Source organism: Aliiroseovarius sp. S1123 (assembly GCF_023015885.1).
In the GTDB taxonomy this organism is placed as follows: Bacteria; Pseudomonadota; Alphaproteobacteria; order Rhodobacterales; family Rhodobacteraceae; genus Aliiroseovarius.
This window is the reverse complement of the sequence record NZ_JALKBE010000006.1, coordinates 97,667-124,078: the sequence shown is the minus strand read 5'-3', so window position 1 is coordinate 124,078 and position 26,412 is coordinate 97,667. Positions and strand designations below refer to the sequence as shown.

General features: G+C 60.3%; 21 protein-coding genes. 5 read left to right on the top strand and 16 right to left on the bottom strand.

What is annotated here, in order from left to right; translation table 11 throughout:
- Positions 1 to 2: 2 nt before the first annotated feature.
- From MWU53_RS12190 to MWU53_RS12175, 4 genes are read right to left on the bottom strand one after another with little or no spacing between them, the layout of a single operon-like run.
- The gene (locus tag MWU53_RS12190; RefSeq protein ID WP_247093716.1) at positions 3 to 2,093 is read right to left on the bottom strand and encodes a hypothetical protein; all 2,091 of its coding nucleotides are present in this window, start codon (positions 2,091 to 2,093) and stop codon (positions 3 to 5) included.
- Positions 2,090 to 4,855 (bottom strand): DUF4159 domain-containing protein, encoded by a 2,766-nt coding sequence (locus MWU53_RS12185; protein WP_247093714.1) that lies wholly within the window; start codon positions 4,853 to 4,855, stop codon positions 2,090 to 2,092. Before MWU53_RS12185 ends, MWU53_RS12190 begins: the two co-directional genes overlap by 4 nt.
- Positions 4,852 to 5,721 carry a DUF58 domain-containing protein gene (locus MWU53_RS12180; protein WP_247093712.1) on the bottom strand — a complete coding sequence of 290 codons (870 nt, stop codon included), beginning with the start codon at positions 5,719 to 5,721 and terminating at the stop codon, positions 4,852 to 4,854. Before MWU53_RS12180 ends, MWU53_RS12185 begins: the two co-directional genes overlap by 4 nt.
- Complete coding sequence (locus tag MWU53_RS12175) at positions 5,718 to 6,722, bottom strand: MoxR family ATPase (RefSeq protein WP_247093710.1); 1,005 nt, start codon at positions 6,720 to 6,722, stop codon at positions 5,718 to 5,720. Before MWU53_RS12175 ends, MWU53_RS12180 begins: the two co-directional genes overlap by 4 nt.
- 58 nt (positions 6,723 to 6,780) lie before the next feature.
- Between MWU53_RS12175 and MWU53_RS12170 the strand changes: the two genes are divergently transcribed.
- Both MWU53_RS12170 and MWU53_RS12165 read left to right on the top strand, forming a co-directional pair.
- Positions 6,781 to 7,383 carry a DUF1285 domain-containing protein gene (locus MWU53_RS12170; RefSeq protein WP_247093708.1) on the top strand — a complete coding sequence of 201 codons (603 nt, stop codon included), beginning with the start codon at positions 6,781 to 6,783 and terminating at the stop codon, positions 7,381 to 7,383.
- A 54-nt stretch (positions 7,384 to 7,437) separates the two neighbouring features.
- Entirely contained in the window at positions 7,438 to 8,553 is a 1,116-nt protein-coding gene (locus MWU53_RS12165; RefSeq protein ID WP_247093706.1) for a class I SAM-dependent RNA methyltransferase, read from the top strand.
- Positions 8,554 to 8,601: 48 nt separating this feature from the next.
- Here MWU53_RS12165 and MWU53_RS12160 read toward each other — a convergent pair whose 3' ends face one another.
- Positions 8,602 to 9,378: a transporter substrate-binding domain-containing protein gene (locus MWU53_RS12160; protein WP_247093704.1), complete on the bottom strand. Its 777-nt coding sequence runs from the start codon at positions 9,376 to 9,378 to the stop codon at positions 8,602 to 8,604.
- Between the two features lie 154 nt (positions 9,379 to 9,532).
- Between MWU53_RS12160 and MWU53_RS12155 the strand changes: the two genes are divergently transcribed.
- Both MWU53_RS12155 and MWU53_RS12150 read left to right on the top strand, forming a co-directional pair.
- Positions 9,533 to 10,234 carry an amino acid ABC transporter ATP-binding protein gene (locus MWU53_RS12155; protein ID WP_247093882.1) on the top strand — a complete coding sequence of 234 codons (702 nt, stop codon included), beginning with the start codon at positions 9,533 to 9,535 and terminating at the stop codon, positions 10,232 to 10,234.
- Between the two features lie 10 nt (positions 10,235 to 10,244).
- Positions 10,245 to 11,012 carry an amino acid ABC transporter permease gene (locus MWU53_RS12150; protein ID WP_247093703.1) on the top strand — a complete coding sequence of 256 codons (768 nt, stop codon included), beginning with the start codon at positions 10,245 to 10,247 and terminating at the stop codon, positions 11,010 to 11,012.
- Between the two features lie 23 nt (positions 11,013 to 11,035).
- Here MWU53_RS12150 and MWU53_RS12145 read toward each other — a convergent pair whose 3' ends face one another.
- The 7 genes from MWU53_RS12145 to acs form a co-directional block, all read right to left on the bottom strand.
- Entirely contained in the window at positions 11,036 to 12,451 is a 1,416-nt protein-coding gene (locus MWU53_RS12145) for an exonuclease domain-containing protein (protein WP_281501396.1), read from the bottom strand.
- A complete protein-coding gene (locus tag MWU53_RS12140; RefSeq protein ID WP_247093701.1) occupies positions 12,451 to 12,978 on the bottom strand; it encodes a hypothetical protein in 528 nt (175 codons plus the stop codon). Before MWU53_RS12140 ends, MWU53_RS12145 begins: the two co-directional genes overlap by 1 nt.
- Positions 12,979 to 13,029: 51 nt before the next feature.
- A complete protein-coding gene (locus tag MWU53_RS12135) occupies positions 13,030 to 14,865 on the bottom strand; it encodes a DUF294 nucleotidyltransferase-like domain-containing protein (protein ID WP_247093699.1) in 1,836 nt (611 codons plus the stop codon).
- Positions 14,866 to 14,968: 103 nt separating this feature from the next.
- The gene (locus MWU53_RS12130) at positions 14,969 to 16,756 is read right to left on the bottom strand and encodes a sodium:solute symporter family protein (protein ID WP_247093697.1); all 1,788 of its coding nucleotides are present in this window, start codon (positions 16,754 to 16,756) and stop codon (positions 14,969 to 14,971) included.
- 15 nt (positions 16,757 to 16,771) lie between these two features.
- Entirely contained in the window at positions 16,772 to 17,032 is a 261-nt protein-coding gene (locus MWU53_RS12125) for a DUF4212 domain-containing protein (RefSeq protein ID WP_247093695.1), read from the bottom strand.
- 63 nt (positions 17,033 to 17,095) lie between these two features.
- Complete coding sequence (locus MWU53_RS12120; protein ID WP_247093693.1) at positions 17,096 to 17,779, bottom strand: adenylate kinase; 684 nt, start codon at positions 17,777 to 17,779, stop codon at positions 17,096 to 17,098.
- Entirely contained in the window at positions 17,779 to 19,749 is a 1,971-nt protein-coding gene (gene acs, locus MWU53_RS12115; protein WP_247093691.1) for an acetate--CoA ligase, read from the bottom strand. Before acs ends, MWU53_RS12120 begins: the two co-directional genes overlap by 1 nt.
- Positions 19,750 to 20,153: 404 nt before the next feature.
- On the opposite strand from acs, the gene MWU53_RS12110 reads away from it, so the two are divergent.
- Positions 20,154 to 20,834 carry a nitroreductase gene (locus MWU53_RS12110; RefSeq protein WP_247093689.1) on the top strand — a complete coding sequence of 227 codons (681 nt, stop codon included), beginning with the start codon at positions 20,154 to 20,156 and terminating at the stop codon, positions 20,832 to 20,834.
- Here the strand turns inward: MWU53_RS12110 and MWU53_RS12105 are convergent.
- The 4 genes from MWU53_RS12105 to MWU53_RS12090 form a co-directional block, all read right to left on the bottom strand.
- Positions 20,831 to 21,934, bottom strand: a complete 1,104-nt coding sequence (locus tag MWU53_RS12105) for a thiolase family protein (RefSeq protein WP_247093686.1) — start codon at positions 21,932 to 21,934, stop codon at positions 20,831 to 20,833. The two genes, MWU53_RS12110 and MWU53_RS12105, sit on opposite strands and share 4 nt — an antisense overlap.
- A complete protein-coding gene (locus tag MWU53_RS12100) occupies positions 21,931 to 23,130 on the bottom strand; it encodes an AMP-binding protein (RefSeq protein ID WP_247093684.1) in 1,200 nt (399 codons plus the stop codon). The genes MWU53_RS12105 and MWU53_RS12100 overlap by 4 nt, the downstream gene beginning before the upstream one ends.
- A gap of 129 nt (positions 23,131 to 23,259) precedes the next feature.
- The gene (locus MWU53_RS12095; RefSeq protein ID WP_247093683.1) at positions 23,260 to 23,694 is read right to left on the bottom strand and encodes a universal stress protein; all 435 of its coding nucleotides are present in this window, start codon (positions 23,692 to 23,694) and stop codon (positions 23,260 to 23,262) included.
- Complete coding sequence (locus MWU53_RS12090) at positions 23,691 to 26,306, bottom strand: TRAP transporter permease (RefSeq protein ID WP_247093681.1); 2,616 nt, start codon at positions 26,304 to 26,306, stop codon at positions 23,691 to 23,693. Before MWU53_RS12090 ends, MWU53_RS12095 begins: the two co-directional genes overlap by 4 nt.
- Between the last annotated feature and the right edge of the window lie 106 nt (positions 26,307 to 26,412).

Genomic DNA, 26,412 nt, shown 5'->3' with positions numbered 1-26,412 from the left:
GGTCAGCTGTCGCGTCGTGCCGCGCCACCACGTCCTTCCCATAACCACGCAGACACCAAAGCAAATGCAGCCACAATCAACATGGCCCACGGCGGCGCCAGAGGACGCAGTCGGATTGCCGTCGTGACATAGGCTTCGCGCGGGGTATAGCCCAGCCACCCGCGGCCCGATGCGGGTTGGCCCGCACGCACGGCCCGCAAACTGGGCAAGCCATCTTCAATCCGCAACGCGGCCCCGCGGCTTACTGCCAGCACGGGCTTTAACAAATCACCCCGCGCCAAAGGATTACTGAACTCGACCGATGTCGCTGCGCCACGGACCACAACCGTTGAAAGCTCGCCCTGCTCCACATGGAAAAGCCCCGTTGCCTCCGTTGCAAACTGCGCTTCAAACACGCCGGGGACGCCTTGAGACAGAAGTACCGGAATACGCGCGCCGCCCGGTGCGGTGACAGTCACCTCGGGCAGTTCGGGCAGCATCGTATTGCGCCGGATCAAAAGACCTTCATCCGTTGCTACCGCCGAAAGCGCTTCTTCTTCCAGCTCGGGTTCGCGCATCAGCCAATGGGCCAAACGGCGCAGTAGCTCTAACTGAGGTCCGCCCCCCTGATGCCCCCGCGCCCAAAGCCACGCGTGGTCTGATGCCAAAAGCGCCACACGTCCCTCATCACTTCGATCCACCATCAAAAGCGGTGCGTCATCCGGTCCTGACAGGATCACATGCCCGCGCTGCGGCAGGACTTCGACATGGCGCATCCATGGCCCCCAGCCACCCTCCGGCGCGTGTCGCAACAGGTCGCGCGTGACGGGATGGCGTTGGCCGTCATCGGTAACGGCAGGTTTGAACGGTACTTCAAACAAACGCCCAGTCGGCGTCGCGGGCATAATGTCGGCAAGCGCGGTGCGCCCTATGCTATCAGCACTGGCCAGAGACGGCCCCGCCGCGATCAGCACCGCCCCACCCCGCTGCACATAATTGCGCACACTTGCCAGATATCCGCCCGGCAGAATGCCCCGGAGTTGATACCGATCGAAGATGATCAGATCGAATTCGTCAATTTTGTCGATGAACAGCTCTTGCGTGGGGAAGGCGATCAGGCTGAGTTCGCTCACCGGCACACCATCCTGCTTTTCAGGCGGGCGCAGGATGGTGAAATGAACCAGATCCACCGCGCTGTCGGATTTCAGCAGGTTGCGCCAGGTGCGCGTCCCCGGATGCGGCGTGCCTGAAATCAGAAGCACTTGCAGGCGGTCCCTCACGCCGTTCAGTTCGATCACCACCTCGTTGTTGCGCCCGGTCAACTCGCCTTCTTCCACCGGAAGCGTCACATGGATCAGGTTCCGTCCCGCATGTTCCAGCGTCAGCGACATCACGATGTCTGCGCCGTCTGTCACCGGGATATCCGCAAGGGGCGTGCCATCATGAGAGACGGACAGAAAGGCAGGGGGCAGTCCGCTGGGAGTGTTGCCAAGTGTCTCGACCTTCAGGCGCAGTTCGATCTGTTCGCCCAGAATGGCGAAGGCCGGCGCCTCGGTGACGCTGACCCGCCGATCCCAATCCCGCGCACGGCCCGATATCATCGCATGCACGGGCACAGGCAAACCGGGCGCGTTCTGCACATCATGCACGGCACCATCCGTGATCAGCACCACCCCTGCCAGTCGGTTCGCGGGAAGTTCGGCCAAAGCTTTCTTAAGGGCAGCCATAAGACGCGTCCCCTCAGTCGCATCCTCGCCTTCAGGTGCAAGGTCGGACAGGCGTTGCACGACGGCGTCGACCGAGGGTCGGGCGGCGATCTGCGCCATCAATCCCGCGCGCGCCAGTTGGTTCTGCGCAGGGCGGTCCGACAGGAATTGCGAGGGGCTGTCATCTTCCAGCACCAACAGAATATCCGTCAGCGGATCGCGTTCTTCCTGCTGAAGCGACGGCCCGCACAGTGCCGCCAGAAGGACCAGTGCCGCCACGGCCCGCAACGCCCAGCCGGACAGTCCGCGCCACAGAGCCACAGAAAGCACCACAAGCGAAACGGCTGCCAAAGTTAGGATCAGCAACCACGGCAGACCGGGTGCAAAGTGAAGTGACACGGCACTCATTCCCCCAGCCTTTCCAAAAGTGCAGGCACATGGACCTGATCAGATTTGTAGTTCCCGGTCAGCACATGCATCACCAGATTGATCCCGAACCGCACAGCCATTTCCCGTTGCCGCTCGCCCGCCTGCCCCCGTCCTACGGGGAACATCGGGCGTCCATCCTCGCGAATGGCCCAAGCGCTGGCCCAGTCGTTGCCGCCGACGATCACCGGCGTCACCCCGTCATTCAGATTGCGAAAAGGCATCCCCTCGGCGCGTTCGGCGTTCGGGGGCGGGGCCTCGGCCCAGACGGGTCCTCGGTTGCGACCGGGAAATTCTTGCAGCAGGTAAAAGCTGCGCGTCAGCACGTGGTCATGCGGCACCTGATCCAGAAGCGGCAGGTTCAACGGCAACGCAACGGCGCGCAACCGGCGGCTGGCAGGCGAGTTGCCCCCGGCCCCCGCGTCGCGCGTATCAAACAGGATCAGCCCACCCGCGGCCAAATAGCGTTTCAGGCGCAGGGTCGCGTCAGGGCTGGGGATCGGTGTCATGTCGGTCAGCGGCCAATAGAGCAGCGGATACACCGACAGGTCATCGACTTCGACATCAACACCAACAGGGCGTGCTGGCTCGACCGAAGTGCGCAGGAAAAGTTGATCTGACAGGCCCAGAAGACCCGCTTGCGCCACCTGATCGACCGCAGGATCTCCGCTTTTCACATGGGCCAGCGTGACGATACTGGCCGCGTCCAAGACACTGGGCGGCGTGTCGGACTGGGCATCGACAGACTGCGACGAAGCAAGCAGGAAAAGGCCCGTGACCACTCCTGCAGCGACCCGCCGCGCGGTCGGCAACAACCGTCCCGCCAACCAGAGCGTCAGCAGAACATCCAGCGCCCCAAGCGCAAGCGCCAGCGCCAACACCCACGGGCCGAACTCTTGTTGGGTCTCTTCGACCTGCCAGCTTGGGGCCAAACGCGCGGGCCACTCGGCGCGTTCCAGCACGCTGTCTGCGCGCAGCACATTCACCGCCTGCACCCGGTCCTCATCTGCATAGAGCCCCGGTGCATGGTCAGGTCCGGCAGGATCCGCCAGCTTTGGCCCCGGCACACCCGCGACCGCATCTTGGGGCGACAGTTGTCCGAATCCGTCCAAAATGTGAGTGGCGACCCACGTCGTCCCCTCCAACGTCACGCCGTCGCGCGTGCTGCCTTGGGACGAGACCGCCAGCCGCTCTAGCATCTGCACGAACAGTCCCGAGAACGGCAGGGACGACCATTCGGCATTGGCCGAGACATGGAACAACACCACCTGCCCCGCCCCCAGCGCACGCCGAGTCACGATGGGCGTGCCGTCAGACAAGGTGGCAATCGTGCGCTCGGCCAGATCGGGGCCGGGTTGGGCGAGGATCTGAGCCTCGATCTGCACGTCATCCGGGACGGGCAACCCGTAAAAGGGCGATTCTTCGGTGAACGGCGCGAGCGCCCGCGGGTCGCCCCAGCTCATCGCGCCGCCGACCACGCGCCCGCCTGCCCGCAGGCGCACGGGCAGCAGCGTGTCCTCTTCCCCCTGTCCAAGATCTGATGACGCCAGTTGTGGGCCTGCGAACCGCAGTAGAAGCCCGCCTTCCGTGACCCATTCGGTCAAAGCCGCGCGATCTGAGTCTGAAAAGTTGGCCACATCCGGCAGGATAATCACATCAGGACCCGCCTTGATCAGCTCGGACAGCGCGGGCAGTTCGACCGTTTCTGCGGTCGTGACCAACGCCTCGCGCAGATAGTGAAGTGGCGACAAAAGCTCCAACCCTTCACGCTCGCCCACCGTGTTCATCAGGGCCACCCGGCGGCGGCGCAGGCTGTCATCGGCAAGGGTAATGGCCCCGGCAGCCCGATGATCGGCAATCTGCAGACGGTCAATCCGGTTGCGCAATTCGCTTGGGACGGTCAACCGTAGCTCGACCCGATTGGCCCCAATGTCGAACGAGACCGGGGCCGAGAGCAACACGCGCTCGATCCCCTCGGGGTCCGGTCCCAGCGCCTCGACGGTCAGCTCGGTTGCAGGGGCGGGGCCGGTGGAAAGCACCGACAGGACCAGATCACCACCGTCCAATATGGCAGGCAAAATGCCAATGCGGGCCGACGGGGGCTCCAATACCTCCAACACGCCCATTTGTTCGAAATATGCAATTAGATCAGTACGGCCCGCGCGCGCGACCCCATCCGAAATCCACAACACATCCGCAGATCCCTGCGCCTGCGCCCAGTCCTTGGTGACCGCATAGGGGACGTCCCACGCCACCGGAGACTGCCCCGGAAGCGCCGATTGCCACGCGTCCGCGGTCTGCCACACGGTGTCCTGATCCACATCCGTGCGTCCAACGGAACTTGCCAATACGAGGGTAACAGGGCGCGCGGCGACCTGTGCGCGTTCAAGCCGCGTCTCGATCACCTGCATCCGCTGCGACCAATCCGACCCTGCAGGCCAATAGTCATCGACAAAGATCAAAAGCCGCCCCGACCTGCCCGGTGCGGTATCCGGATTAAGCACCGGACCGGCAAATCCGATGATTATCGCGGCCACCGCCAGAAGTCGTAAAAGTAAAAGCCACCACGGCGTGCGATCCGCCTGAACAGTTTTATCTTCCAACCCCAAAAGCAGGGTGACAGCCGGGAAAACTTGTTTTCGGGGTGCAGGGGGCACGGCCCGCAAAAGCCACCAGATCACGGGCAGCGCCAGAAGCCCCAGCAATAGCAAAGGCGTCGTGAAGCCTATGCCAACGACGCTCACCGTGGCCCCCCGATCGCGTTCCACAACCACAAAAGCGCCGCGCTTGCCGGATCTTGCGTGTGATAGCTATGGAACCGCCAGCCTGCACGCTTTGCGATCTCGGAGAGCTCGGCTTTGCGCTGCGCCAGACGATCCAGATAGCGATCACGCAAATCGCCCGCTTCGCGCGTGTCATGGCGCAGCACACCGCCCACGTCCTGAAACAGCACCCGGCCATGGAAGGGGAACACCTCTTCCATCGGGTCGAGCACTTGGAATAGGACCCCTCGCTGCCCCCTGCCCTGCGCGGCGTGTAGGAAATCGCGGGTGGAATCCAGAGGCCCTAAGAAGTCCGAAAACACCACCTGCCGCGCGCGGGGTACCGCGAAAACGTCCCTTAGGGGTGCATCCGTCCGCAGCATCTGATCCGCCATGCGCGACAGCGTCAGTTGACCACGTCCCGGCGTTAAGGCACTGCCCAGCAGGCCAACACGCTCGCCGCCGCTGAGCAACAAAGACGCCAAGGCCAGCGCGATGATCTGAGCCTGCGCGCGTTTTTCAGGCAGTTTCGGGTTGGACGTGAACGCCAAAGATGCAGACGGGTCCACCCAGATCTGTACCGAATGCGCCGCCTGCCATTCTTTTTCCTGAACATAGTGCCGGTCGGATCGTGCCGAGCGACGCCAATCAATGCGGTGCGACGGATCCCCCGGTTGTGCACGGCGGAATTGCCAGAACGCCTCGCCCTGCCCGGATTGTCGCCGCCCGTGTTCACCAAGTTCGACGGACTGGGCCAAGTGCTGCGCCGCCACCAGAAGGGGCGGAAGGCGCGCCGCCAAGGCCTCGGCACGGGACCGAAGCTGAATGGGGGCGCCGTCGGAATTCACGCCGCGACCTCGGTTTGCAGCACCGCAGCCACCGTTTGTCCGATGACATCAGACAGGGTCATCCCCTCGGCCCGCGCGGCATAGCCCAAGGCCATGCGATGGCTGAGCACAGGCGCCGCCAGCGCGTGAATGTCGTCGATCCCCGGTGCCAAGCGCCCATCCAAAAGCGCCCGCGCCCGGGCTAGCAACATCAGCGCTTGCGTGGCGCGTGGGCCCGGCCCCCAGCTGACGTTTTCGCGCACGATCTGCGGCGCGCTGGGATCATCGGGGCGGCAGGCGCGGACCAGATCCAGAATGGCCTCGACCACGCTTTCGCCGACCGGCATCCGGCGCAACAGCGTCTGCGCGGCGATCAGCTCGGCCCGACTGAAGACGGGCGAAACCTGTGCATCCTCGGTTCCCGTGGTGGCCAGCAGGATGTCCCGTTCCGCATCGCGGTCCGGGTAATCCACATCAATCTGCACCAGAAAACGGTCCAACTGCGCCTCGGGCAGCGGATAAGTCCCCTCTTGCTCAAGCGGGTTTTGCGTGGCGAGCACGTGGAACACTTCACCAAGGTTATGGGTCTGCCCTGCGACGGAAACCTCGTGTTCCTGCATCGCTTGCAGCAGTGCGGATTGCGTGCGGGGGCTGGCGCGGTTGATTTCGTCTGCCAGCAGAAGTTCGCAAAACACCGGACCTTTGATGAAGCGAAAAGATCGCGCGCCAGTGTCGCTTTCTTCCAGCACCTCGGCCCCTAGAATGTCGGACGGCATCAAATCCGGCGTGAACTGAATGCGCCCATCGTGCAATCCCATGACCGTCCCCAGCGTCTCGACCAATCGGGTTTTCCCCAGTCCCGGCAAACCAATCAGCAACGCATGCCCACCGGCTAAAACAGCGGCCAGCGTCAGATCCACCACCTGATCCTGCCCCATGATCCTGCGGCCAACCATCTTGCGCGCTTTGGTAAGTTTTGCGCCAAGGGCCTCGACATCGCTCAGAAGATCTTCGTTCTGCATGGCAATTCCTTTGCGTGACTACTAAGTTCATTAAAGGCCAGATTTAGATGGGGACCAAATGACAAATTCGGCAAGCTCTGGAAAATCGGCGGGTATACGGGCCTTTGACGCCGACGCGGTGTCGAAAGCCGTTGGGGTGGACGCCGGGAGATCTCTCCCCCCCGTACATCTTTGGACACCGGAATATAACGGCGAGATCGACATCCGCATCACCCGCGACGGCACTTGGATTCACGAAGGTGGCGAGATCCGACGCGAAGGGCTTGTGCGGCTGTTTTCGTCCATCCTGAAGCGTGAAGACGGGAAGTATTTCCTTGTCACACCCGTTGAAAAGTGGGGCATCACGGTCGAAGACGCACCTTTTGTGGCCACCGACATGACGGTGAAAGGTGAGGGACGAGATCAGCGGCTAAATTTTACGACCCATGTCGGCGATACTGTGACCGCGGGTCCGGATCACCCCCTGCGGCTGGGTTGCACGTCTCAAACCCCCTGCCCCTATGTCGAGGTTCGCGCAGGGCTTGAGGCGCTGATTGATCGCAAGACCTTCTATCGCCTGATCGATCTGGGCGTGGCCGAAGATTTCCAAGGCGCAAGCTGGTTTGGCGTTTGGTCGGATGGTCAGTTCTTCCCGCTTATTCCAACGGACGAGCTTGGGTGAGCAAGCCTTGCGCATTTCGCTCGCCGCTCCGCGACCTTTGGGCTAGAAGGCCCCATGAGCACCGATGATCTTGAGATTTTCCTTGTCGCCCCGCCCGGTCTGGAACCGTTCCTTGCAGACGAGGCCCGCGCTGCTGGCTTTCCAACGCCAACAGTCAGCCCCGGCGGCGTCACCACCCGTGGCAATTGGTCCGAGGTCTGGCGCGCCAACTTGACCCTGCGTGGTGCAACCCGCGTACTGGTCCGTCTGGGCGAGTTTCGGGCCTTCCACATGGCGCAACTGGACAAACGCGCCCGCAAGTTCCCTTGGGGAGATGTGTTGCGCCCGGACACCCCCGTGCGGGTCGAGGCCGTCTGCAAACGCTCGAAAATCTATCATCACAAAGGGGCCGCAGAACGTGTTGAGCGCGCGATTTCCGAGACTCTGGGTGCGCCGATCAGCAAGGACGCGGCACTGGTCATCAAGGTGCGCATCGACGACAACCTTGTGACCATCAGCTTGGACAGCTCGGGCGAGAGCCTGCACAAGCGCGGTCACAAAACCGCAACCGGCAAGGCGCCAATGCGCGAGACCTTGGCAGCTTTGTTCCTGCGCGCCGCGGGGTTTGATGGCGAGGGACCTGTTCTGGACCCAATGTGCGGATCGGGCACATTCCTGATCGAAGCGGCCGAGATGACGGCAGGGCTTCTGCCCGGTCGGGACCGCAGCTTTGCCTTTGAAAAGCTTGCAAGTTTTGATGCCAAGGCTTTCGAAAGCCTGAAAAGCGCGAACGTACCAGCCATGCTCGAAAATGTTCGATTTTTCGGGTCCGACCGAAATGCAGGCGCGATTGCGAACAGCCAGAAAAACGCCGAAAGCGCGGGCGTCGCGTCGATGTGCCAGTTTACCGAGGCGTCGATCAGCGACATCACCCGCCCCGACGCGAAGCCGGGGCTGATCATCGTAAACCCACCCTACGGCGCGCGGATCGGCAACAAGAAACTTCTCTTCGCGCTTTACGGCACGATGGGCAAAGTGTTTCAGGAGCGGTTCAAGGGTTGGCGCGTGGCGATCATCACCTCGGATGGCGGGTTGGCCAAGGCGACGGGCCTGCCGTTCCTACCCCCCGGACCTCCGATCGATCATGGGGGCACCAAGGTGAAGCTTTATCAAACCGCACCACTTGCGTGAAAAAGGCCGGGCGAACACCCGGCCTTCTCAATTCTGGGGGCAGTCCGTTTACTGCAGGCCCCATTTTGCGGCGGTGGCGTCGAAGAAGCCCTTTTCCTGCTTCAGCTTGATCCAGCTGTTCACATAGTTGATCCAGACCTGATCATTCTGCGGAAGAAGCATTGCGATCGGGGTCGGCGCGCGCGGCGCGTCTACTGGGATAGCTGTCACCTGCGGGAATTTCTGCGTTAACGTCGCCCCTTCAATGTTCGAGGTAATGAACACATCTGCACGGCCCGACAGGACTTCCTGATAGCCACGCGCAGGTGCCTCGACCACCTTGATATCCGCGTCCGCAAACCACTCTTTCACCATGCCTTCAAAGGATGTGCCCAGCGTGGTCGCGACTTTCACCTCGGGCTTGTTGATCGACGCCCAGCCGTCAAAACCCGCCAGTTTGTCAGATGTGGTAAACGGCAAAATCTGGACCGAGATATACGGGTCTGAATAGCCCGCCACCTTCATCCGCGACGGCGAAATCGAGGCCGACCCCGTCATGTGATAGTTCCCGGCCACGATGCCATTCACCAGTGTTTTCCAATCGGTCGGCACAAACTCCAACTTGACCTCAAGGTCTTTCGCCAGTTCGGTCATGACGTCGATATCATAACCCTTGTAGCCTTCGGTCGCCGGATCGCGCACCGACATGGGGTTCCAGTCGCCTGTCGTCCCTACCTTCAGGACACCGCCTGACAGGATCTCATTCAACGCGGATTGCGCCGTGGCGGCCCCAGTTAGTGTCGCCAGAGCCAGCAGCCCCGCTCCGAGAGTTCTCAAAAAGTTCATCGCTCGTTGTCCTTTTGGCGGTTATAAATATTCGTTTTCATCCATATAGATTACGTGATCGTATACGGAATGGATCACCGGTCACGATGAGTTGAACAAAAAACGGCGCGTGGAACAAGTGCAGAACAAAAAACAACCCAACACCGCCGTTCAGATGACAGGCGTCTCAAAGTGGTATGACGACTTTCAGGTGCTGCGGGATATCTCGCTGACGGTTGAGGTTGGTGAGAAGTTGGTTATCTGCGGCCCCTCGGGGTCAGGGAAGTCAACGGTCGTGCGGTTACTGGCCGGATTAGAGGCTCATCAAGAAGGCGACATTCACCTGCAGGGCGAGGTAAAGAATGTACAGCGGCCCGGTGACATTGGCATGGTTTTTCAAAGCTTTAACCTGTTTCCGCACCTGTCTGTTCTGGACAATCTGACCCTTGGCCCAGTGAAGGCCCTTGGCCTGTCCCGCGCCCAGGCGGAAGAGCGCGCGCGCACTTATCTTGACCGCGTGCGCATCCCCGAACAGGCCGACAAACGCCCCGCACAACTGTCAGGTGGGCAGCAACAACGCGTCGCCATCGCGCGCGCCTTGTGCATGGAACCCAAGCTGATGCTGTTTGACGAGCCGACCTCGGCGCTTGATCCCGAGATGATCGCCGAAGTGCTAGAGGTCATGGAGGACTTGGCCGCCGACGGGATGACGATGATCTGTGTCACGCACGAAATGGGCTTTGCCCGGCGCGTAGCGGATCGGATCGCGTTTATGGACGCCGGCGAAATCGTTGAAATTGGCGCACCTGAACAGGCGTTCAAGGCCCCGAAATCTGAACGTTTCGCACTTTTCCTTGATAAGATCCTGAAACACTGAGGGGGCCGATATGACTTTTCGAACAATCGCCCTGCTGTCGTCGCTTTTGCTGCTGACCGCCTGCTCGGCCGCACCCGGCACATGGGGCTGGTATGTCATTGACCCCACAACAGACAACGGTTGGACCAATATCCGCTTCCTGATCCGGGGCTTCACCTCGACCATTCAGATTTCGGTTCTGGCAGCGGTGGCCTCGATCATCATCGGGCTACTTGTGGCCCTACCCGCCTTCGCGCAGAACCGCTGGCTACGCTTGCCCAACCGCATCTATGTCGAGCTCATCCGCGCAATCCCGCTTCTGCCGATGCTGTTCTGGGTCTTCTATGGCCTGCCCGTTGTGATGCGCGGGATGGGGATCAGCATTTCAATCGACCCATTCTGGGGCGCGGTCATCACCTTGGCCCTGTCCGACAGCGCCTTCACCGCCGAGATCTTCCGCGCAGGCATTCAAGCTGTCCCGCGTGGGCAAGCTGAAGCTGCCCAGACCATCGGGCTAAGCCGCGCCAAGGCGATGCGCTATGTCATCCTGCCGCAAGCCGTCCGCCGCATCCTGCCGCCGCTGGCCAACCAGTTCATCTATATCGTGAAAATGTCGGCCTTTGCGTCCGTCATCGGGATGCAGGAACTAACCCGCCGCGCGAACGAGCTGGTGGTGACCGAATACCGCCCGCTTGAGATCTACACACTTCTGATCCTGGAATACCTTGTGCTGGTCCTGATCATCTCGGCAGGCGTGCGCTGGCTGGAACGGCGCATGGGGGCGGACGAAAGCCGCTAACCCTCTGCATTAGTAAATCTGCGTTAGTTCAGGTCTTCCAGAAGGCGTTTGTGCTTTTTCGCCGCGGCAATCGCGCCGCCCAGCGTCTCGATCCCTTTGGAATGCAGCATCGCAAGCATCTTGCACAGAACCTCGGCGGTGGCTTGCGCGTCGCCCAAAGCGGTGTGGCGAAGCTCGGGCGGGATCACCACGCCCAGACGATCGCAGAGCGCGTCCAGCGTATGCACTTCGGTCGTACCGTAAAGGACAGCCGACAGCAGGACGGTGTCCAGAATGGGATGTGTCCATTCGACCCCGCAATCGTCAGCGTGACGGCGCAGGAACGCCATGTCGAACGGCGCATTGTGGGCCACCAGAACCGCCCCACGCGCGAAGTCGTGAAAGCTCTTCCCGGCCTCGCGAATGGTCGGCTTTCCCGCCACCATCATGTCAGACACATGATGCACCTTCGTCGATGCCGGTGGGATCGGCATTTCGGGATCGACAAGCTGGTTGATCACCTCGCCGGGAACGATCTTTTCCTTCACCACGCGCACGGCGCCGATCTGCACGATCTCGTCCTTGTGCGGCAAAAGACCTGTGGTTTCCGTGTCGAACACCACATAGGTCAGATCGCGCAGGCTCATCTCCATCAGGTCGTCAGTGGCCTGCCCCTCCATCAGATCGAAGTCGAACACAACCGGGCGGCCTTCGTCTGGTGCGATGGTGGTGTGGGCTTCGTCGATCATCAGCAGATAGCCTTCGCCCGGCGCAAGCGGCTTCAGGCGGGCATCGAACTCGAGCCCATTGGCAGCGGACAGGTCCGTAAAGCTCTGCTCCAATCCGGTCGAAATCATCTTGTGATAGGCCGCCATGAAGGGCGTTTTCTGGAAGTAATCAAAAATCGAGGCGTTCAAGCGTGCCGGGCTAACCTGAGACAGCACAGCAGCAGCCTGTTTATCGTAGAGCACAATCTGGTGGGCCGGATTGATCAGCACCATGGCGACCGGGATTTCAGACAACAGCGCCGTCAGGCGGGCTTTGTCAGCAGACAGGCGCTGGGTTTCAGCAGCAACGATGCTGGCCTGATCCATTGTCGATCTCATCAACTGCTCAGACACGGCTTCAGCCGCGGGGGCCAAATCTCCCAGAAAACGTGCGCTATGCATGTCTACTTCGCCAGCACCTGCGTGGGCCTTGGATCGCAGGCCAGAGGCCAGACGCTCGATGGGGCGAGCGACATTCTCGTCAAAAAGGAACCACACACCGGCCACCAGCGCCAGCAATCCGAAGCTGGACAAAACACCTGCAAAGACAAAACCCGAGGCGACATTGTCAGGCGTGGCACGGCCTGCCCCGACCAGTAGCGCCCCGATGACCAACAGAACCGCAGCGACGGCCATGAAGGCAAAGAACAGGAAGATCCGAAAGCGCAACGACAGCTTCGTCAGGATTTGCATCACGATACCTCAAGTTTACAGATTGCCGTAACCAGCGGATCCCCCTCACCCGGCGAGAACCAGTCAACGCCGCTAACCACTCCATTGGCATCAAACGAAACGCCATCGATCAAAGGGGCGCGCTTCCCAGCGGCGCAGTCAGCCAGCATCACCATCTTTTCCGGCGCAGACCAACGGCCAAGGAAATACACATCGACCATCCGCATGGACGGGCGCGCGTCGTGCGTGCGCACGGACGGCTCGTCCAGAGCGATGAACCGTTCGGTAAAAGGTTTCACATAGGTCCACGGGCGATAGAAAGTCTGTTTTTCAACCGTATGAACAACAACCATCCCCTCGGGCAGGGTTGCGTGTGTTCGGTCATACCAAGCGTATTCATTGGCAATCGTGGTCGAAATCATGGCAAGACCCGCGCCGACGGGCATGGCCCATTTTGGCAACCGCCCGCCGCTGATCTTGTTCAGAAGCAGCACCACACCTGCGCCTGCAAAACCTGATACCAGTGTGGCGACCATCTCAAAGAACATTCGGTTTCCTCCCTACCCGTTTTGGCCGGTTTCAGCCTGTTTTGACCTGTCTTAGCCCAGCATCCCGCGCCCGTGCCCGATCGCGCTCTGCATGGATTTCACCACAACAAAGGCATCGCGCAGGTGGCTGCGTTCAAACTCGGATAGGTCCGAGGGCGACAGATAATTGTCCGGCTTACCACCGGCTTTGACTTCGGCGACCTGATGCTCCAGCCGCGTGTCGGCAATCAGGTCATAGGCATCCAGCAGATCCTGCCCGCCCGACTGGCTTAGGCCACCAGCATGGATCGCCGCTTCTAGACGCGCGCGGGTGTTGGCCTCGGTCAGCTCACCCTGAAGCGCATACACGCGGCCCAGATCGACGATGGGCACCACGCCATTGTGCTTCATATCCAGCTGGTTCTTGTGTTCGCCCGACCGGATTGTGGCAAAGCCGCGCAGCAGACCAAGCGGCGGCGTGTGCTTGAGCGAGTTTGACACCATATGCGCCACGAAGATCGAGTTCTTCGCCGCCATCGCCAGCGTGTCTTTCTGAAGCCCCTCAAACAGGCTTCCGTCCCCGGCAATCGCCCGAAGGTCAAACATGACCGAGGCCAGCATCTGCGCCTCGGGGCTTGGCTTGGCGATCCAACCATCGAAATAGTTTCTCCAAACCGACAAGGGCTGACACCAGCGTGGGTTTGTCGCCATCATATCGCCGGGGCAATAGAAATAACCGCAGACATCCAGCCCGTCACAGACGAACTTCGCCAGCTCGGCAAAGTATCCGTCGCGATCGGCATCCGTCACATCGTCGTGCAAAATCATGCAGTTATCTTGATCCGAGACGCCAGTCTGTTCCTGACGGCCCTGTGATCCGCAAGCGGCCCATAGATAGGGCACGGGGGCCGGGCCCAGCTTGGCCTCGCCCAACGCCAGCAGGCGGCGGGTGCATGTATCTGCAATGTCGGTGATTAGGCGGGTAACCACCTGATGTGGGCGGCCTCCGGCGATAAGTTGGACCAGAAGTTGCGGGATGCGTTCTGTCACCTCGCGCATTTCTTCAGGCGTGTTGGCCTGCGCAATCTCGCGCACCAACTCTGCCGAGCTGACGGCTTGGAAGCGGGTCAGGTCGGTCTGGCTGACGATACCAACCAACTTGCCGCCTTCGACGATCGGTACATGGCCGATGCGGCGCTCCATCATAATGTGCAGCACGTCCGAACCAATGGCAGACGGGGCAAGAGTGATGGGGTTGGATGTCATAATCTGCGACACGGGTGTGTCGACCGGCAGGGCAGCCGCCAGCACCTTGCCCGACATATCGCGGGTGGTCAGGATGCCGGTCAGGGAGTCGCCCTCGGTGATACACAGCGACGACACGCGGCGGTCGCGCATTAGGATTGCGGCGTCTTGCACCGAGGTCGCAGGGGGGCAGGTTACAGGATTGGTGGCCATCAGCGTGTCCACCTGTGTGGTCGCAAGGTCCTGACGATCCTGTTTGTTGTTCCGATCCGCACGCGAACGGTCAAAGAAACGTCGTACTTTGTCTTCGACGGCGATAAGGGCATGGAATTGCGTGACCGGTAGGATCAGAAGCGTGGCGTCCGTGACAGCCTGCGCCGAGGTAACGGCCTTGCCTTCCCGCAGCAGTCCGCGTTCACCAAACGAGTTGCGCAGCCCAAGATGCGACACGACCGAGCCGTTCTCGTCACTGACCTCGACCTCACCCTCGTAAATGATGAAGACACCGGGCAGGTCATCGCCAAATGCATAGACGTTTTCGCCAGCCGACACCGCGCTGGCCTGAAGCGTCGGCACCAGTTTCTCGACCACGTCAGCTGTCAGGGCGTCATAGGGGTGAACGGATTTCAGAAATCGGAAAATCTGATCTTGGTTCAGGGGCATGTTAGCTGCCTTCTTCAAAAGTTAGTCCCGCCCGATAAGACACCGGACGGGACAGATTTAAAAGGGGGCGGGTCGCCGCACAGGGCCACCCGCCAGAACCAACTTAGTGATCCTGAGCCGAGCCAGCGCCGCGCGGAACGCGAACCGACTGAACCAGCTCTTTGATCTCCGCCGGAAGCGGCTTGGTCATGCCCGATACAACGTAAGCAACGGTGAAGTTGATCGCTGCACCAATCGCGCCGAACGAGGTCGACTTAACGGTGCCCAGAAGCGGATCAGCATCGGTGAAGCTGTTGGTGCCCGGAACAAAGAACCAGCCTTTGTGCAGGAAGATGTAGATCAGGGTAACCGAGATACCCGCGATCATGCCTGCAACAGCACCGGTGTTGTTCACCTTGGTCGAGAAGATACCCATCATCAGAGCCGGGAAGATCGACGCGGCGGCCAGACCGAAGGCAAGTGCCACGGTTTGTGCTGCGAAGCCCGGGGGGTTCAGACCCAGATAGGTTGCGACAACGATTGCAACTGCCATCGCCACACGTGCCGACAGAAGTTCGCCTTTTTCCGAGATCTGCGGGTTGATCGCACCTTTGATAAGGTCGTGCGATACAGCCGACGAGATCGCCAGAAGCAGACCAGCAGCCGTCGAAAGAGCAGCAGCCAGACCACCAGCAGCAACCAGACCGATAACCCAACCCGGCAGGTTGGCGATTTCGGGGTTAGCCAGAACCAGGATGTCGCGGTTGAACTTGGTCAGCTCGTTACCGGTCCAGCCTTTTTCAGCGGCCATCGCTTGCATAGCTTCAGACTTGTCGTTGTAGTACTGGATCTTGCCGTCGCCGTTCTTGTCTTCCCAGTTCAGAAGACCAGTTTTCTGCCACGTCTTCATCCAGTCGTAACGATCTTCGGTCTCGATCTGCTGAACAGTCACAGCTTCACCATTGACGCCACCGTTCGGCCACATCATTTCGGTGATGTTCAGGCGCGCCATTGCACCAACAGCCGGAGCAGTCAGGTACAGCAGTGCGATGAACACCAGAGCCCAACCGGCCGACCAACGGGCGTCCGATACTTTAGGTACGGTGAAGAAGCGCATGATTACGTGCGGCAGACCAGCGGTACCGATCATCAGCGACAGGGTGAACAGAACCATGTTGAAGGTGTCGGCGTGGTGAGCAGTATACTCATTGAAGCCAAGCTCCGTCACGATTGCGTCCAGTTTCGCCAGAAGCGGCTCACCCGAAGCAGCGTGCTCGCCGAACAGGCCCAGGGCCGGGATCGGAGTGCCAGTCAGCTGCAGCGAGATGAAGATCGCCGGAATGGTGTAGGCCATGATCAGCACAACGTACTGAGCAACCTGAGTGTAGGTAACACCCTTCATGCCGCCGAAAACGGCGTAGGCGAACACAACAGCCGCACCGATGAACAGACCGGTCTGGTTGTCCACTTCAAGAAAGCGGCCAAACGCAACACCAACGCCGGTCATCTGACCGATAACGTAGGTGGTCGAAGCCACGATCAAACAGATCACAGCCACGATACGTGCAGTCTGCGAGTAGAAGCGGTCACCAATGAATTCCGACACGGTGAACTTGCCGAACTTACGCAGGTAAGGCGCAAGCAGCAGTGCCAGCAGCACGTAGCCGCCGGTCCAGCCCATCAGGAACGACGAGTTGTCGTAGCCGGTAAAGGCGATAAGGCCAGCCATCGAAATGAACGATGCAGCCGACATCCAGTCAGCAGCCGTCGCCATACCGTTGGTGACCGGGTGAACACCACGCCCAGCGGCGTAGAATTCTGATGTCGAGCCCGCACGGGCCCAGATTGCGATGCCGATGTAAAGTGCGAAGCTCGCACCCACAAACAGCAGGTTGATCGTAAACTGATCCATCTGTTTCTGGCCCCCTTATTCTTCGTCTACGCCGTGTTCACGGTCGAGTTTGTTCATGCGGAACGCGTAGTTGAAGATCAAAATCAAGAAGATGATGATCGAACCTTGCTGTGCGAACCAGAAACCAAGATCGGTTCCGCCTACGGCGATGCCCGAAAGCATCGGGCGCAGCAGAATGCCGAATCCGAATGATACGATCGCCCAGATCACCAGGCTGATCACGATAATGCGCAAGTTGGCGGACCAATATGCGTCGTTTGTTGAGTTGTCGGCCATGAAGCCTCCTCCCTCTGAAGTTCCTCCAACGGGGTCGCTTATGCGCCCCCGCCCTTCCCTTTCTTATGCGACCGCTTCCTGAACGATCTCATTAAGGTCACCTGCAATGGTATCGATTGCCTTCATGGCATCGACCTTCTGCAGGCTGCCCTTGCCCCCGTAGTAGGCAATGAGCGGTGCCGTCTGCGCGTGGTAGGCCACAAGGCGGCTTCCCACGGTTTCGGCATTATCGTCGGCCCGGCGTTTCATGTCCGTGCCGCCGCATTTGTCGCAGACGCCATCCTTGGCGGGCTGCTTGAACTCGTCGTGATACCCTTCACCGCAACCGCCACAGGTGTAACGGCCCGAAATACGGGTCACCATTGCAGCGTCATCAACTTCAAGACTGATGGCTGCGTTGATTTTCTGTCCGCTTTCCGCAAGCAGGGCGTCCAACGCCTCGGCCTGAACAGTGGTGCGGGGGAAACCGTCAAGAATTACGCCCTTGGCGCAATCGGCGTCTTGCAGACGGTCACGCAGGATGTTGATCACGATCTCGTCCGAGACCAGTTCACCTGCTTCCATAACGGCTTTTGCAGCAAGGCCGGCTTCGGTCCCTGCTGCTACGGCTGCGCGCAAAAGATCTCCGGTGGAAAGCTGAACAAGTCCGAACTTGTCTTCCAGCATCCGGGCCTGAGTGCCCTTCCCGGCGCCCGGAGGGCCGAGAAGGATCAGAACGGGAGCGGCGGTTGTCGTTGCGCCGTCCATTATGCGCCTGCCTTTTGCATGCGGTTGTCGATCAGATCGTCAACGACCGACGGATCGGCCAGCGTCGAGGTGTCACCCAGCGACCCGAAATCGTCCTCGGCAATCTTACGCAGGATACGGCGCATGATCTTGCCCGAACGGGTCTTCGGCAGGCCCGGGGCCCACTGGATGTGATCAGGGCTGGCGATCGGGCCGATTTCCTGACGGACCCAGTTGCGCAGCTCGACTTTCAGATCGTCGGTATACTCTTCGCCGTCCATCAGGGTGACGTAGCAATAGATGCCTTGACCCTTGATGTCGTGCGGGAAGCCAACAACGGCAGCCTCGGACACCTTGGCGTGAGCGACCAGAGCGCTTTCCACCTCGGCGGTGCCCATGCGGTGACCCGATACGTTGATCACGTCGTCCACACGACCGGTGATCCAGTAATAGCCATCCGCGTCACGGCGGCAGCCGTCACCGGTGAAGTAGTAGCCTTTGTAGTCGGCGAAGTAAGTCGACACGAAACGATCATGGTCGCCATACACGGTACGCATCTGGCCGGGCCAGCTGTCTTTCATGCACAGTACGCCTTCGGCTTCGGTCTCGTTGATCTCTTCGCCGGTGGTCGGCTCGAGGATCACGGGCTGTACGCCGAAGAACGGTGTAGTGGCCGAACCGGGTTTGGTTGCGGTCGCGCCGGGCAGTGGGGTCAGCAGGTGACCACCGGTTTCCGTCTGCCACCAAGTGTCAACGATCGGGCAGGTCCCCTTGCCAACAACGTCGTTGTACCAGTTCCAGGCTTCCGGGTTGATCGGCTCGCCCACGGTGCCCAGCACCTTCAGGTCGCTCAGATCGTATTTGGTCACGAACTCTTCGCCACGTGCCATCAGGGCACGGATCGCGGTCGGCGCAGTATAGAACTGGTTTACCTTGTGCTTTTCGCACACGGCCCAGAAACGGCCTGCATCCGGATAGGTCGGAACACCTTCGAACATCAGCGTCGTCGCGCCGTTGGCCAGCGGGCCATAGACGATGTAGCTGTGGCCGGTAACCCAACCCACGTCAGCGGTACACCAGTAGATGTCGCCTTCATGATAGTCGAACACGTACTCGTGGGTCATTGCAGCCCAAAGCAGGTACCCGCCGGTACAGTGCTGAACGCCCTTCGGCTGGCCGGTCGATCCCGACGTGTACAGGATGAACAGCGGATCTTCTGCGTTCATGGCCTCGGGCGGGCAATCTGCCGAAGCGTCTGCCATCAGCGCCGAATAGGAATGATCGCGACCATCCACCATCGGCACGTCGCCACCGGTACGCTCGACCACCAGAACCGGGGTGTTGCCCAGATCGCCGTGTGCCAGAGCGGCATCCACGTTGGTTTTCAGCGGCGTGTTGCGGCCACCACGGGGGGCTTCGTCAGCGGTGATCACCAGCGAGGCGCCACAGCCTTCAACACGGGCAGCCAGTGCCTCCGGCGAGAAGCCAGCGAAGACGATCGAGTGGATCGCGCCGATACGGGCACAGGCCAGCATGGCGTAAGATGCTTCAGGGATCATCGGAAGATACAGAATGACGCGGTCGCCTTTGCCGACGCCCATGCCCTTCATCACGTTTGCCAGCTTCGAGACGTTCTCGTGCAGCTCGTTATACGTGATCTTTTTATCAAGGTTGGGATCGTCCGATTCCCAGATGATTGCGACCTGGTCACCACGGGTCTCGAGGTGACGGTCGATACAGTTGGCCGAGACGTTCAGTTCGCCATCTTCGAACCATTTGATCGACACATCGGGGTGCGCGAAAGTGGTATTCTTGATCTTGGTCGGCGTCTTCGTCCAGGTCAGACGCGTCATTTGCTCGGCCCAGAACGCATCAGGATCGTTCACGGATGCGGCATACATCTCTTGGTATTTTGCTGCATCGATATGTGCATTCGAGACAAACTCCGCAGACGGAGCATAGGTCTTATCAGCCGTAGCTTGCGACGACATTCAGGATCCTCCCAGATTTTCCTCCAAACGCGACCAGTTCGCGTGGGCTGGGACATCACCAAAAAGGATTATTCCCAAACTTGCCTTGAAAACTGGAGGATTAATCACATCTAAACAACAGATTTTGTGTAAAAACGTTTAACTGACCTGAAATATTCAGTAATTATTGTAGGTGTTTTCATTCTATATTATTGTTTTTATTGTTTTATCTTGTAAATCACCATGTAAAAAAATGTAAAATCTTGACACAGTTCGGCATGTGTCTGGACCATCAGATTTGCCTCAACTTTAGGCATCGAGTGGGTAACATCCCGAACCATACGGTACCGACCGGCATGAATTGGCCGATTAGCGATTCACCCCACGCTTGACAGGCTGCAGTGGCGCAAGGCACATCCCAAACCATGCAACGATCGTTCCAAGACCTCCTGTCGCAGCGCCATTCTGTGCGCGCTTTCACCAAGGATCCTGTGGCCAAATCTGATCTGGAAAAGATCTGTCAGGCCGCGCGGAAAGCCCCCAGCGGGGCCAACCTGCAACCCGGGAAGTTCCACGTTCTGACCGGGCGGGCACTGGAGGGGCTGATCTGCGCCTTGCGCGACGCGATGGAGCGCAACGAGCCACCCGTCAGCGAATATTCCTATTTCCCAATCCCGATGCCCGCCGACCTGAAAGCCCGGCAACGCGCTGCCGGATACGCGCTGTATCAAGCCCTTGGGATTGCGAAACGCGATGTGGCGGGGCGTCGTGAGCAGTTTGCGCGCAACTATGCCTTCTTTGACGCGCCCGTGGGCGTGATCGCCACCATCGACCGGCGCATGGGCAAAGGTTGCTTCATGGATCTGGGCATGTCGCTGATGACATTTCTGCTGGCAGCCGAGGATCAGGGCTTGGGTGCGACAGGGATCGGTGCGCTGGCGAACTATGGCAACATCGTACACAGCCATCTGAGCCTACCCGAGGACGAGCTGGTCGTCTGCGGGATTGCCGTCGGCAAGAAGGACGAGACCGCGCCGGTGAACCTGTTCCGCACCGAACGCGATGCGTTGGACGTGTTCACCAGCTTTCACGGCTTCGACGATTAAGGCGCTGACAAGACCAGCGCGCTCCCTAACCCACCCGCGGCGGCAATCGCGGCCACACCGGCCCCGCCTTTGCGCAGAAGTTCGAAATACAGCCCAACCGCCAAAATCGCGCCGGACGCCCCGATTGGATGCCCCCGCGCCAGCGCGCCGCCATTTGGATTGACGATCTCGCGCGGTATCTGTGCGCCTTCCTGGCATGCGATGGCCTGCACGGCGAAGGCCTCCATAATTTCGGCGATGGTCAGACTGTCAGGCGTCCGCCCCGCGCGCGCCAGAGCCGCATTGATGGCGGCCACGGGAGCAATACCGGGCAGGTCAGGCGTGCCGCCAAGGCTTGATCCGGCCTCGATCCGGATTTTCGGGGCCGGAAGCCTGCGTGCCACCCGGTCAGAGACCACCAGCACGAACGCCGCACCATCGGCAGCCACCGCCATATTGGCCGCAGTAATGCTTCCAGCGACAACAGGCGCACGCACACAAAGGCGCGGGGTGAGTTTTCGGGTGAAGGCGTCAGCTTCCTGACCCATGACGGGCACGATCTGATCCGATTGCACACCCTCCAGAGCCGCCTGATGGCTGGTCACAGCCCAATCATCCTGCGCCTGGCGGGAGATCCCAAGCTTCTGCGCCAAGGCCTCGGCAGCTTCGGCCATATCCGGGTCGCGATCCGGCCACGGGGTGAATTGGGCTTGCTCGTACGGTTCCGGGTCACGCCCGTCCGCAAAGGTGCGAGATCGCAGAGGACGGCGCGAATAGCTCTCTGCCCCGCCTGCGATCACCACGTCATGTTGGCCAGACAAGATCATCGCCTGCGCCAGCATCACCGCGTCCAGCCCGCCGCAGCATTGGCGGTCGATGGTCAGCCCGCCCACGGCTTCGGGCAAGCCTGAAGCCAAGGCCGCAACCCGCGCAGGATTGCCGCCCGCGCCCAGCGCGTTTGCCAAGATCAGCTCGCCGACCTCGTCCGGTGCCACCCCGGCTTGCGCCAAAAGATCCCGGATCACCGGGGCCGCGAGGTCGTGAATATCTAGCGCCGCAAACGCGCCACCGCGCGGGATAACCGCCGTTCGGCGTGCGGCTATGATCCAAACCGGACTCATCCCTGCCCCCGTGCAAATTGTTCAAGCGCCTTCAGATCCGGCTTTCCAGCGGGCAGCATTGGCAGAGCCTCCACAAACAGTACCTGGCGCGGCATCGACGGTTCGCCCAAGGTGTCCCGGCAACGATCCTTGATGGATCGTATAGCCTCGTCATTCGCCGCTCCTTCGACCACGGCAACCAACACCTGCCCACGCGCAGCATCCGGCACCGCGACCACCGCGCAGCGTGTGCCGCCAACAGCCCGCGCGACCTCTGCCTCGACCACTTCAGGGAAGACGTTATGATCCGCCACGGTCACCATGCGCGACTTGCGGCCCAGAAGGTAGAGGAAGCCGTCATCATCAAGGCGCGCCATCTCGCCCACGGTCAGGAAGTCGCCATTCCAGCGGGTATCTGGGCTGTCGCCCTCGACATAGTGTTCGAACAGATAAGGGCTTTTTACCCAAAGCTCGCCCGGCCCCTGCCCGATCGGGTGGCCATTCGCATCCCGCAATTCGATCTGTACACCCGGATAGGCCCGACCGACCGAGGCGATGGGCGTTTCTGGGGGCGCAATGGACATAAAGCTGGTCTCGGACGCACCGAAAAACTCGTGTAGCTGGGCATTTGGGAAGAGGTTAGACAGCGCCGACGTGGTGTCCACGTCCAGCTTTCCACCACCCGAAAACACCAGCCGCATTTCAGGCAGCGGTTCAGGGTGCGCTTTCAGAAGCAACCGCAGCTGCGCGGGCGTGGCGTAGAGCACCTGCACCCTGTCACGTTTCAACCCCTGAAGCTGGGCGCGGGGCGACAGGCCGGTCAGGACAGACAGGTCCGCGCCCAGATGCAGCGCCTCCATGATGGCAAACAGCACCAGCGAGTGTCCCGGATCGCCGAGCACGGCATAGGGCGTGTCCTCGCCTGCGCCAAATTCGCGGCGAGTGATCTCGAAACTGGCAATCCAACTATCCGGGCGGCGCTGGATGGTTTTCGGTGCGCCGCTGGAGCCAGAGCTTTGGCATTGCAGCACCTGCTGACCGTCATTGGCTTGCCAAACCTGGATCGGGTGGCCAGTCACCTGTCGCGCTCGAATACTGGCCCCAGCCCGCAGCCCATCCTGCAAAAGCTGCACCGCACGCGCCGCACGCCGCGCCTGTTCGGGCGTGTGGTCATCCGGAAGATGGACCGTGCTTTGCGAGTCTTGACGAAAGCGCATGGCGATGAGCTGCCCTTCTTGTGGCGAAAACCTGTGCTCTTTGTAGAAGCACGCCCCGCCGAGGGGAAGCCCAACAGAAAACGGGCGCAGCCAGCGCCGCGCCCGATTCAATATTATTGTCGCAAGTGTTTATCCGCGCACCACGTAGACCGAGCAGTTGGAATGGCGCACGACACGCCCTGCGTTCGGCCCTAATAGGTAGTCTTTCAGATCCGGGCGATGCGCCCCGATCACGATCAGATCTGCGTCACTAAGCTCGGCGGCGCGCAGCACCTCTTCATAGACCGAGCCGACGGCCACGATGTGGCGCACTTTGGCGTCAGCATCCGCCCCCAAAGTTTTCAGGGTCATGGCTTTCAGAATGTCGCCCGCGTCGTTCTGCGCCGATTTGACATGATGGTCCTGAAAATAGGCCCCAACCATCGACATGCCGAAATCCGGCACAACGGTGATCACGTCCAACTGCGCGCCCCGCAGTTCTGCCAGCTCGGCCGCAGTTTTCAGGACGGGGCTTTCTGCATCGGCGCGGTTGATGTCGACTGCACACAGGATGGTCTGGGTCATGCCGTTTCTCCTTCCATAATCTCTTCTTCCTTGGCGCGACGCGACTGCAGGAGGGCCACAAGACCAAGCAGCAGCAACGCCGGGATGAAGATCAGTTCTTTCGGCAACTGGCTCGAAGGCGCCTGCACCGCCGAGATCTGCACGGGATCATCCCCGTAGAAATCGAAGGTCGACAGCTTATCGGACAGCGGTGTGCCGAACATTGGCTCGTCGATCCGCATCACGTCGCCTTCCGGCATCAGCATAATCCCTGCCGCATCCAAACGGGCCGCACCGCCGTCAACTTCTGGCACGTTCAGCACCACGGTCAGGTCCTTGACCTCGAGCGTGTCAAAGTCCGGCCCCGAAATCACCACGCGCAGCGGATCACCGGGAACCGCATCACCAATGGCTTGCTCGATCTGAGCTGGGGCGATTTCCGTGAACGGAGGCTGGATCTGGTTCATGAAGAAGCCCGGACGGAACAGCGCGAAGGCCACGACCAGAAGGGCGACGGTTTCCCAGATGCGGGATTTCGTCAGGAAGAAACCCATTGTGCCCGCCGTGAAGACAAGGATGCCGATGGTTGCCACGATAAAGACGACGACGCCTTGTGTGATCGTCACATCAATCAACAGAAGATCCGTGTTGAAGATGAAGACGAAGGGCAAGGCCACGGTGCGAAGCGAATAGAAGAACGCGGTGAACCCGGTACGGATGGCATCGCCACCAGACACAGCCGCCGCCGCGAAACTAGCCAGCCCCACCGGGGGCGTCACATCCGCCATGATCCCGAAGTAGAAGACGAAGAGGTGAACCGCGATCAGCGGCACAACAAGGCCAGACTGCGCACCCAGTTCCACAACTACGCCCACCATAAGCGAGGATACAACGATATAGTTCGCGGTCGTCGGCAGGCCCATCCCAAGGATCAGCGACAGGATCGCCACGAAGATCAGCATCAGGATCAGGTTGCCGCCGGACAGGAACTCGACAAAGTCCGCCATCACCTGACCGATCCCGGTCAGCGATACGGTGCCCACGATGATGCCTGCGGTGGCCGTGGCCAGGCCGATGCCGATCATGTTGCGCGAACCGTCGATCATGCCTTCGATCAGGTCCATCAGACCGTCGCGCAGACGGCCAACCGGGTTGGTTTCCCCCCGGAACAGCGCTTTCAGCGCCTTCTGGGTCAGCAGGATGCCGAACAGCAGGAAGGTGGCCCAGAAAGCCGACAGGCCGGGTGATTTTCGCTCGATCATCAGGAAGTAAACCAGAACAATGATCGGCAGCATGTAGTACAGGCCCGACTTATAAATCTTGGCCACGTCAGGCAGTTCAACCACCTCTGCGTTCGGATCATCGGGTTCCAGATCAGGTACCTGAGCTGCAATATAAATCAGGGCAATGTAGAGTGCGAACAGCAGCAGAGACAGGATCCAGCCAGAACCCGAAGGGAACAGCGATGTGATCCATCCAACAGGATACTGTGTCGCATAACACAAGAGCGCAAAGCTTGCGAAGAACGCAAACATTCCACCAATGGTTTTGCCCATCGAGACAACTTTGTTGCCAATGGTCGGCATCTTGGTTTTCACCGCTTCGAGATGCACGATGTATACCAGCGCAATGTAAGAGATAATTGCAGGCAGGAACGCGTGGGTGATGACCTCGACGTAGGAGATACCCACATATTCCACCATCAGGAACGCAGCGGCGCCCATAACAGGCGGCATGATCTGACCATTTACAGACGACGCAACTTCAACCGCGCCCGCTTTTTCGGCCGAGAAGCCAACGCGCTTCATCAGAGGAATGGTGAAGGTACCGGTGGTCACAACGTTGGCGATGGACGAGCCCGAGATCAGGCCGGTCGCAGCCGAACCGACCACGGCCGCTTTCGCGGGACCGCCGCGCAGGTGGCCAAGGGCACCAAACGCCATCTTGATGAAATAGTTGCCCGCACCTGCGCGGTCCAGAAGGGCGCCAAACAGCACGAACAGGAAGACGAACTTGGTGGACACGCCCAGCGCGATGCCGAAGACACCTTCCGAGGTAATCCACATGTGGCTCATGGCTTTGCGAAGGGAAGCGCCCGCCCAGCGGATTTGGTCGGGCACGACCTCGGACGAGCCGAAGAAGACGTAGAAAAGGAATACAATCGCCAAGGCCACCATGACGGGACCCAGCGTGCGATAGGCAGCGATGAACAGGAAGGTCAGGCCCGCAACTGCGAAATACGCATCAGATTGATCGGCCAGACCACCGTTCGCGACGATCTTCTCATAGAAAAAATAACCATAAAGCGCCAAGAACGCGCCGCCGACCCCAAGCACCCAGTCATACCACGGAATGTAATTGCGCGGGCTGGATTTGAACAGAGGATAGGCCATCGCGGCCAGGAAAACCGCAAACGCCAGATGGAACTGGCGCGAGTTGTTAATCAGGTCGCCAGGCAGAACATAAGGCGCCACCGGCGAGGCCAGAAGCACCTGAAAAATCGACCAAATCAGCGCGACGGCAGCAATCATAAGCCCGACCGCGCCCTGTGGGTTGCGCGCACCGGTGTCGCTGGCGGCGACGAGCTCTTGAAGCTCTGCTTCGCTAAGCGCGCGTTCCTCTTTCGTGGACATTGTGTCTCTCCCTCGGTCTGCTTGCGACCGCACTTGTTTACTTTTGAAAACACGCCCGATCTTCTGCCGGGTCAAAGCGATCGGGGGACGCAGGGCCGCCCCCCGA